Raw genomic sequence first — 8,257 nt, 5'->3', positions numbered from 1 at the left:
ATGCGTATAGAGGACGATTCTTAGTCGTGGTGCCACCTCTGTTTGAAACTGATTCTTCAGCTTCCTCTTTCAGATACAGGACTCCAAAAAGTCCGATATCCTATCCTTTTAACGGTGGAACTCCGTGCGGCCCTACTAAAGTTCAGGCTGCCTCTCACAAGTCCATTCCACAAATCCCTTCTTATCGGGCTCTCACCATCCCCGACTCGCTTTAAAGAATAAAATAAGTGTACTACTCTTGTTCATTGATTTACATTATTTGGTTAAGGCTATTTTTGTAACGATTGTTGTTAAAATCTTAAAGCCGATTTTAACGTGAAAATAGTTATTTTGCATCTTTGAATTTAGTTTGCAAGCTCTTTTCTTATTAAGCTGTTTTCTGCGAAAACACAGCTAATTATTAATTTTTGTTATAAAAAGTAACAAAGTTTAAGAAAAGAGCCTTAATTAAAAACAAACAGGGCCCTCCATCCAAAAAGGACGGAAGACCCGTGGTGCCACCTTCATTAGCTAAAAATCAGCTCACTTAACCGATATCGAAGCAACATCTGCTTGAATATCTGCCTCTTTTAACGATGAGGATTTCGCCAAAGCCTACTGACCCTATAGGAGGTTCGGTTTGGAGGCTCCGAAGTCCATTCACTAATACGTCTACACTGATTTTCACCAACCATCAGCTCTCTAGAGAATCCGTAAAAGTTACTACTCTTCATCAATGCCTTTCATATTGATTTTTATAATAAACCATTTTAAAGCTTATTGTCAACATTAATTATTAGAAAATTGAGTATATATTTCTTTTATTATTCCATTTAAAGGATACTTATTTTGAAACAAAGATGTCAATATTAACGTTAGCACATCATATGGAGGCGTGAAGGAATAATGGATTATATTGAACGATTAAACCAGGATTCTGAAAGCAAAAAATCTTCCGCCGCTGGTAAAAAGAAAAAAACAGGAGAGATATCGAAACAAAAGTGGGCCATTCTCTCACTTTCATCCATTCCGCTTGTGATGACACTGGGTAATTCCATGTTAATACCCGTTTTGCCATCAATGGAGAAAAAATTATCCATTTCCGCCTTCCAGACTAGCATGATCATCACCGTTTATTCAATTGTAGCGATTTTCTTAATCCCGGTCGCCGGGTACTTATCTGATCATATTGGCAGGAAAAAGGTAATCATACCCAGTCTCATTATCGCTGGGTTAGGCGGCTTACTATCTGGATGGGCCGCTTGGAGGTTGGACGATGCCTACTGGTTGATCCTAGTTGGACGTGCCCTTCAAGGTGTTGGAGCAGCTGGAGCAGCGCCAATTGTACTTCCTTTGGTTGGTGATTTGTTTAAAAATGATGATGATGTCAGCAGCTGTCTAGGTTTAATTGAAACCTCCAATACTTTTGGAAAAGTTCTTAGCCCGATATTAGGGGCTGTACTTGCAGGCTTTATTTGGTTTTTACCTTTCTTTTCATTTCCAATCTTTTGTACCATTTCCGTGATTATGGTAGCTCTATTAGTAAAAAGTCCAAAGGCAGCAAAACCGATTCCGTTTAAACAATTTTTCACAAATGTTAAAAAGACATTTACAGAAAAGGGAAAATGGTTATATGCGATTTTTTTTATTGGCGGTATCCTGATGTTGGTCCTATTTGGTATATTATTTTACCTTTCTGAAATTTTTGAAACGGAATATGGGATTAAAGATGTAAAAAAAGGCTTGTTTTTAGCTTTGCCTCTTGGGGCGCTTTGCATATCATCCTTTATAGCAGGAAAGATAATCAAGGACAACAAGGTTTTAATGAAATGGCTTACCTTTGGAGGTATAGTTGCCGCGGCAATATCTATAGCCGCACTTTGGTTTTCGATAAAGCTTTGGTTTATGTTAAGTATGTTTTTAATAGCCGGCGTTGGAATTGGTATTGGACTGCCATGTCTGGACGCTCTTATTACCGCCGGAATTGAAAAAGAAGAGCGTGGAACCATTTCCTCTATTTATAGCTCTATGAGATTTATCGGAGTCGCAGCAGGCCCTCCGATTATTGCGTTGTTGATGAAGCAGGCAACTTACTGGATTTTTATTACACTGAGTGGTCTGAGTATCATTGCAGCATTTGTTGCAATGATTGCGATTAAACCTGGTGAAAAAAAAGCAAATTAAAAGCGCTGGGTTCACCGGCGCTTTATGTTTGGCGTAACAGGTTTACTATGTGTTTGGCTTCGATTTCTTTGCCTTTTTGCTCTGTGGAGTCATCTCATTGGCAAATTCTTCGCTAGTTAGACTCTTCGCACTTTGTAGACCAGATTTTGTTTTTATATTCCGTTTAGTCACATTCTCACCACCTATGTTAAGATGGCTATAATTTAACCAAATGGAAAGAATTCATTCTATTCATTTATTCGAGGTTTTGCAGGATTACAGTTTGGTTTATCTAGGTTCGTTGATTGTGCTAGCTTTGTTAAATAATAGCATTCTTCTCGGTACATGTGATCAGCCATTAGTCCAGAAAAGGTACCTAAAGCTTGAGTCGTTATTTCTAGCTCCTCTAACTCTTGAAGGAAATTTTGGAACAATTTCATCTCTAATGAAACATCTTCGTTCATCCTATCCAATGCTGGAAAAGTGGTTAAATTTGTTCGTAAATACCCTGCCATTTCTACTGCTTTTAAATAAAAATCTTCGAAATGCTTTGTGTATAAATCACTCTTTTCTTTCAATCTTTTTTCAACACTGTCCAAATTATCGGAAATTGCCCCTGCATGACCAGCCGCGTCTAACAACCAAATTAGATGATGGTGGAGTTCATGATACACAGGAGGCGGCTGCTTGAGTTCCAGGTGTTTTAAAATCCGCAAATATTCATCTAATTCATTCAGCATATGATTTATAAAAGTTGGCGAAAGATGTATTTTAATCTTACCCAGCAAATGTCTTTTGAGTAAGCTGAGTTTAAATTCTCTTATTTCTAATGCTGCTTCTATTGATTCTGATGTTACTTGCATACTATTTTCCAATTTACTTTTTGCAAGAAGAGTGTCAAAAACTCCAATAAATCTCTTTGCCTTATTAATATCTTCGGTTTCAACTGGAGCTAGCGCCTCAAGAATAAAACGTGAATGATCGCCTAGGATTTGCAACCAAAATTGGTGTTCAAATCTTGCAGTCTGCTCAAAATAATCATCCATTGTAGCATCCTCCTTAACCCTACCTTAACTGCCAAGTTCACTTAAGATATTTATTCATGATAATTGATTCTTATGATTCGAAATACCTTTTTTACATTGACCCAATCGTGATTCTTGAATACTTTTCGGTCACTCCAGCCCACTTCAAACAACGAAAAAAGCACCATCTCTGGCGCTTTCGTTCAATATTTCTAATACGGACTTAACCAATTAGGATCCCTATTGATGCAAACATGGCATTTCTCGATTTCAGTATCAAATGTGTAAAAGCTCTGTCCACAGTCTTTACAATTCTTTGAATGGATTGATTTGAACTGTTCACTTTTTATTGTTACATCTAGTTGAATCTTAATGGCATTCTCTGAGCAGACATCGGTACAGACTGTACAATTCACACACTTTTGATTTTCAATTTGCAGCATGCCATCTATTATTTGAAATACGTCTTCTGAACAGAGTCCAAAGCAAGCCTTGCACAGAGTGCATTTATCTATGTCTACTATTACAGAGAAAAATTGATAGTTCAAATAATACTTGGATAGCTTCCAGTCATCCTTCTCCATCTTCCATGCTGCTGGAGCCATATTTTTAGCAAGCTGTTTTCCTTGTTTTTGAAAAGTGCCAAAGAACGCTCTTCTTGTAAGAACCTCATCCTCAACTTTCCCAATAACAACAATTGGATCCTCATCAAGCACCTGTAAATGTTCATTTGTAACACGCAAGACATTTTGCCATTCCTGATTTAAGGGTTGATGCGCAATTTGAATGGCTGTCATTCCTCTTTTTTTATAAATTAACATTTCTTTGATAGAAGGTACATAACTTCCATCAAAGACGAGACTTCCTTTTTCGAAGATCCGGTTACTTGAGACACCTTCAATCGCAGACAATGGGCAAGTAATCATACACTCCCCACACATCGTACACTTCTTTGTATCAATGATCAGTAAGTCAGCTGTTACCTCAATTGCGTTATGTTCACATTTCTCTATACAATAATTGCATGCTGACTTTCGATTCCACTCTCTGGAACACTTATTGGTAACCTTCATTTCTTCATGTAGGCTCTCAAGCCAATTTACGAGGATTGACATATAATCACCAACTTAATTTTGAAGTCTTTAAACTAGTTTTGCATCCCTGTGCGGTGTGATTACAAGGTTTGGTTTTGTAATTGTTGCACTTGGCATTCCTTTAATTTGGTTAATGTCTCCATATTTCTTTCGGAGTACTTCTATCGGACCAAATTCAATCGCTCCTAATGGACAGGTCGCAACACAAACAGGATCTTCGCCTTTTTCCTGAAGGTCTATACAAAAGTTACATTTATTTGATTTAAAGGTCTCTTTGTTATATTGCGGTGAACCGTAAGGACAGGCTTTTACGCATAATTGTGTCCCAGCACAAATCTCCTGATCAATCGTAACCACACCGTTTTCCTTTAGTTTTACTATTGCACCTGTTGGGCAGCTTAAAACACAGGCTGGCTGATCACAATGATTACAAGAAATGGAGAAATAATATGATTTCACATTATGGACGAGACCGCCATTCGGCTGCTGCACATAAGTACCTTCTTCTTTTGTATAAACTCTGCGAAAGTTGATCCCTACTTCTGTATTGTTTTTATCTTTACAAGCAACGCTGCAAGCCTTACAGCCTTGGCAAAAGCTCTGATTGATATAAAATCCTATTTGACCCAAAATAGTCACTCCCTACACTTTTTTAACTTCAACAAGATTTGTTAGTTGGGGATTTGATTTAGCCAGTGGAGTCGGCCGCTGTGATGTTAACACGTTTACTGATCCCCTTTGGTCAATACCCGACTTGTCAGGTGTGTACCAGCCTCCTTGCGGAATACCTGCTACTCCAGGAGTGATACGTGTAGTTACTTTCACATCAATAACTAAACTGCCACGGTCATTAAATACTTGAACCCTATCTCCATCTTTAATTCCGCGTTTTTCCGCATCTTTAGGATTCAACCACATCTCTTGTTTGGCTGCTTCCTCAAGCCAAGGCATATTATCATAAGTAGAGTGACATCTGCGCTTATAATGCCAACTGATAAGCTGCAATGGATACTTCTCTATTAACGGGTCTTCCGGACCTTCCCATGAAGAAATATATTTTGCAATCGCTGGTATCTCGTCATGCTGATTCATATCCCAAAGTGTCTTTGAAAATAATTCAATTTTGCCAGACGGTGTCTCAAATGGGTTATTCTCGAGATCATCCATTTGTGGCTTAAAGCCAACTAATGGTTCATCATATTTAAAATGGTGAACTCCTTTTTTACGGAATTCTTCAAAGGTTGGGAAGGTTGGATCCAGTTCTTTGCGCGTTCTCTCCACACTTTCTTTTACCAAATCGAGAATGGTCCTGCCTTCTGTATATTGTTCCTTAACGCCTAGTTTATCTGCAACTTCTGCAAATACATCATATTCATCTTTGCACTCGTATAGTGGGTCAATGGTTTTATCACCAAATACAACATAATCACCAAAACACCATGGAACACCGATGTCATACCGCTCTAAAAACGTTGTTCCAGGCAGGATGATATCTGCATATTTCGCACTCGGAGTCATAAAGAGATCGCTGACGACAATAAATTCCACCTTACTCTCATCTTCCAAAAGCTGTTTGGTTTTATTAATATCAGCATGCTGGTTAATTAGCATATTTCCTGCCATATTAAAAATTAGTTTAATATTCGTTGTTAACTTATCTGTTCCTTGCAGTCCATCTGCTGCAGTCATTTCCGTACCTTGTTCAACTGCTTTTGTCCAGAGGAAACATGGAATCGACGCTTTTACCGGGTTATCATAGGATATAGGATAAACAATGTTCGAACGATTCCAATACCCTGTCCCGGCAGCCCAGCCACCTAACTTACCAACATTTCCTGTTAAACAAGCCAGCTGAGCGCCGCCCCGCATGAATTGCTCGCCATATGCCTGCCGTTGTGCTGCCCAGCCTTGAATTAGTGCAGCAGGTTTTATGGTCGCATAGCTTCTGGCGATTTCACGAATTTTATCCGCTGGTACACCGCAAATCCGTTCTGCCCATTCAGGAGTTTTAGCCACTCCATCTTTTTCGCCTAATAAATAACTTTTCAAGGATTCTTCCTTCGCTACTCCTTCAGGCATATAGTCGCCATCAAAACCAACACAATACTTGTCTAGAAACGCTTGATCATGTAGTTTTTCACTTACGATTACATAACCCATTGCATCCATCATCGCATTATCTGTGGTTGGCTTAATGGGTATCCATTCATCTGCATAGGAAATGGCCGTATCTGTATACCTAGGATCAATGACCACTATTTTTGCACCATTTCTTTTTGCCTGCATTAAATATTCGCGGTACGGGGTGGAGAAAATCATTTCAGATGGATTTTGTCCCCACAAAATAATGTATTTTGAATGCAGTAAAGAATCGAAACTGCTACCGGAATTATTGGTTCCATAGGTATATGGAGTGGCAACGTTTCCTGCTCCTGAACTGTAATCATTTCGGAAGTTTAAGAAACCACCGGTGACTGATAATAATTTTCTTACAGCTGTGCTACCACCATGGAGTCCCCAGCATTGACCCGATGAATAGTTATCATATCTTGATTCAGGGCCATATTGATCACCGATCCGTTTCACTTCAGAGGCAATTGTTTCTACAGCCTCTTCCCATGAAATTCTTTCAAATTTCCCTTCCCCACGTTTTCCAACGCGCTTCATTGGATACTTAAGGCGATCAGGGTGATAGAGGAGATTTCGATAATTCCTGCCGCGTACACATGCTCTAAGCGGTGGAATCGATGGATCACCACTTTCCTGCGTATCCGTAGCAACCCTTACAACCACACCATCCTTAACATACGCTTTTATGACACAGCGACCCCCACAGTTGTTAACACTACAAGTGGAAACAACCTTATCCCAATCGCTTGCACTTGCCACTTTCTCTTCGTTTTGCTTGTCAATTAATAATTTGGTTCCAACGCCACCCGCGATAACAGGAACACCTATTGCCCCAGACCATTTCAAAAACGTTCTACGCTGCATTTTATTCGTCAATACATTCTTTAATGGATTTCCCTCAGACATTGATTAATGCCTCCTTTTCCTCAGTCAGGGATTGCAAATCAAAACCAATAAAATCTTCAAGCAAGATTGCGGTCCCTAAATAAAGCTGACTGTGTGTATTTTCAATGATTCTTTTACAGAAATACGGAATCCAAACAGAAAGATGATTTTCTAAGATGGAAATTTGGCTTGAAAGTAAATCTACTAATTCAATGGACTCTATTTTCTTAATTGATAACTCAGCAAGATAAATCATAAATTCTAATTCTAAAAGTAGATGGTCATCAGGCTCATTATTTTCTCTAACATTTTGCAGTCCAAATTGATGATATTGCTTTCTAACTTCATAATTACAATTATCAAATAGCAGTTGTTCTTTGCTCCGGTAATAAGATTCCCATGCTGGTGCTACGAGAGGTCCCGGTCCGACAAATAAACGATTATATTCGTCTCGTTCTTGATTAATTTGGCCCTCTGATAAGTGTTCAAAATAACGATGCAGGATTTTCCCACCTTCATGAATTTCTTCTAGTAGTTCTTGAATGGTGTGATTTTGTTTTATCTGCATTAATGTCTCTCCATGAAGAGGATCTGAAAACAATAACTGGAGAAGTTGATAAAAATTCTTCCTTGATTGTAAAAATATTTCTAACTCGGTATGTAAGCGTACTTTCGTTGTTGACATATGTATACCTCCATTCTTGTGATTATTTTCACAAACATTTTAGGCAAGCTTCCCCCTTAATTTCCCTCCTTACTTCTTATAATTCAATTTTACTGGATAGTTATTAAATAAATATTAAATTTAAAATAGTTCACATTTATTTCATAAAAGTCATCCATATTTTGATAACAATTTATGGTCAATAAGTGAAATATTTTTAGTTGCCCTCGAAGTATGTATATAATATAATGGTAAATATTTTGCAAAGGATGATTTCATTGAATATAACTGGTCATACAGTTGAAACACTTGTAGAT

7 protein-coding genes and 2 other annotated features are annotated in these 8,257 nt (G+C 38.2%); of the genes, 1 reads left to right on the top strand and 6 read right to left on the bottom strand.

Features of this window, described 5'->3' with window-relative positions; translation table 11 throughout:
• Nucleotides 1–6: 6 nt before the first annotated feature.
• Nucleotides 7–255: a binding site (T-box leader), on the bottom strand.
• A 218-nt stretch (nt 256–473) separates the two neighbouring features.
• Nucleotides 474–725: a binding site (T-box leader), on the bottom strand.
• A 160-nt stretch (nt 726–885) separates the two neighbouring features.
• A complete protein-coding gene (locus tag V7124_RS14875; RefSeq protein ID WP_335490381.1) occupies nt 886–2,163 on the top strand; it encodes an MFS transporter in 1,278 nt (425 codons plus the stop codon).
• 45 nt (nt 2,164–2,208) lie between these two features.
• Here V7124_RS14875 and V7124_RS14870 read toward each other — a convergent pair whose 3' ends face one another.
• The 6 genes from V7124_RS14870 to V7124_RS14845 all read right to left on the bottom strand — a co-directional run bounded on the left by V7124_RS14870 (nt 2,209) and on the right by V7124_RS14845 (nt 7,961).
• Complete coding sequence (locus V7124_RS14870) at nt 2,209–2,334, bottom strand: hypothetical protein (protein ID WP_335408170.1); 126 nt, start codon at nt 2,332–2,334, stop codon at nt 2,209–2,211.
• 56 nt (nt 2,335–2,390) lie between these two features.
• Nucleotides 2,391–3,188, bottom strand: a complete 798-nt coding sequence (locus tag V7124_RS14865) for a DUF2935 domain-containing protein (protein WP_335408172.1) — start codon at nt 3,186–3,188, stop codon at nt 2,391–2,393.
• 191 nt (nt 3,189–3,379) lie between these two features.
• Complete coding sequence (locus V7124_RS14860; RefSeq protein ID WP_335490378.1) at nt 3,380–4,282, bottom strand: 4Fe-4S binding protein; 903 nt, start codon at nt 4,280–4,282, stop codon at nt 3,380–3,382.
• A 27-nt stretch (nt 4,283–4,309) separates the two neighbouring features.
• Entirely contained in the window at nt 4,310–4,900 is a 591-nt protein-coding gene (locus tag V7124_RS14855) for a DMSO/selenate family reductase complex B subunit (protein ID WP_335490375.1), read from the bottom strand.
• A gap of 3 nt (nt 4,901–4,903) precedes the next feature.
• Complete coding sequence (locus tag V7124_RS14850) at nt 4,904–7,297, bottom strand: DMSO/selenate family reductase complex A subunit (RefSeq protein ID WP_335490372.1); 2,394 nt, start codon at nt 7,295–7,297, stop codon at nt 4,904–4,906.
• The gene (locus V7124_RS14845) at nt 7,290–7,961 is read right to left on the bottom strand and encodes a TorD/DmsD family molecular chaperone (protein WP_335490369.1); all 672 of its coding nucleotides are present in this window, start codon (nt 7,959–7,961) and stop codon (nt 7,290–7,292) included. The genes V7124_RS14850 and V7124_RS14845 overlap by 8 nt, the downstream gene beginning before the upstream one ends.
• Nucleotides 7,962–8,257 lie beyond the last annotated feature (296 nt).

The sequence above is a fragment of the Neobacillus niacini genome (assembly GCF_036961885.1).
Lineage (GTDB): Bacteria > Bacillota > Bacilli > Bacillales > Cytobacillaceae > Neobacillus > Neobacillus niacini_H.
Note: the sequence above shows the minus strand (reverse complement) of the source record. Positions and strands in the feature narration are given on the sequence as shown.

Coding starts and splice junctions, on each gene's coding strand:
- V7124_RS14875 (WP_335490381.1), top strand. CDS start 886: ATGGATTATATTGAACGATTAAACCAGGATTCTGAAAGCAAAAAATCT.
- V7124_RS14865 (WP_335408172.1), bottom strand. CDS start 3,188: ATGGATGATTATTTTGAGCAGACTGCAAGATTTGAACACCAATTTTGG.
- V7124_RS14860 (WP_335490378.1), bottom strand. CDS start 4,282: ATGTCAATCCTCGTAAATTGGCTTGAGAGCCTACATGAAGAAATGAAG.
- V7124_RS14850 (WP_335490372.1), bottom strand. CDS start 7,297: ATGTCTGAGGGAAATCCATTAAAGAATGTATTGACGAATAAAATGCAG.
- V7124_RS14845 (WP_335490369.1), bottom strand. CDS start 7,961: ATGTCAACAACGAAAGTACGCTTACATACCGAGTTAGAAATATTTTTA.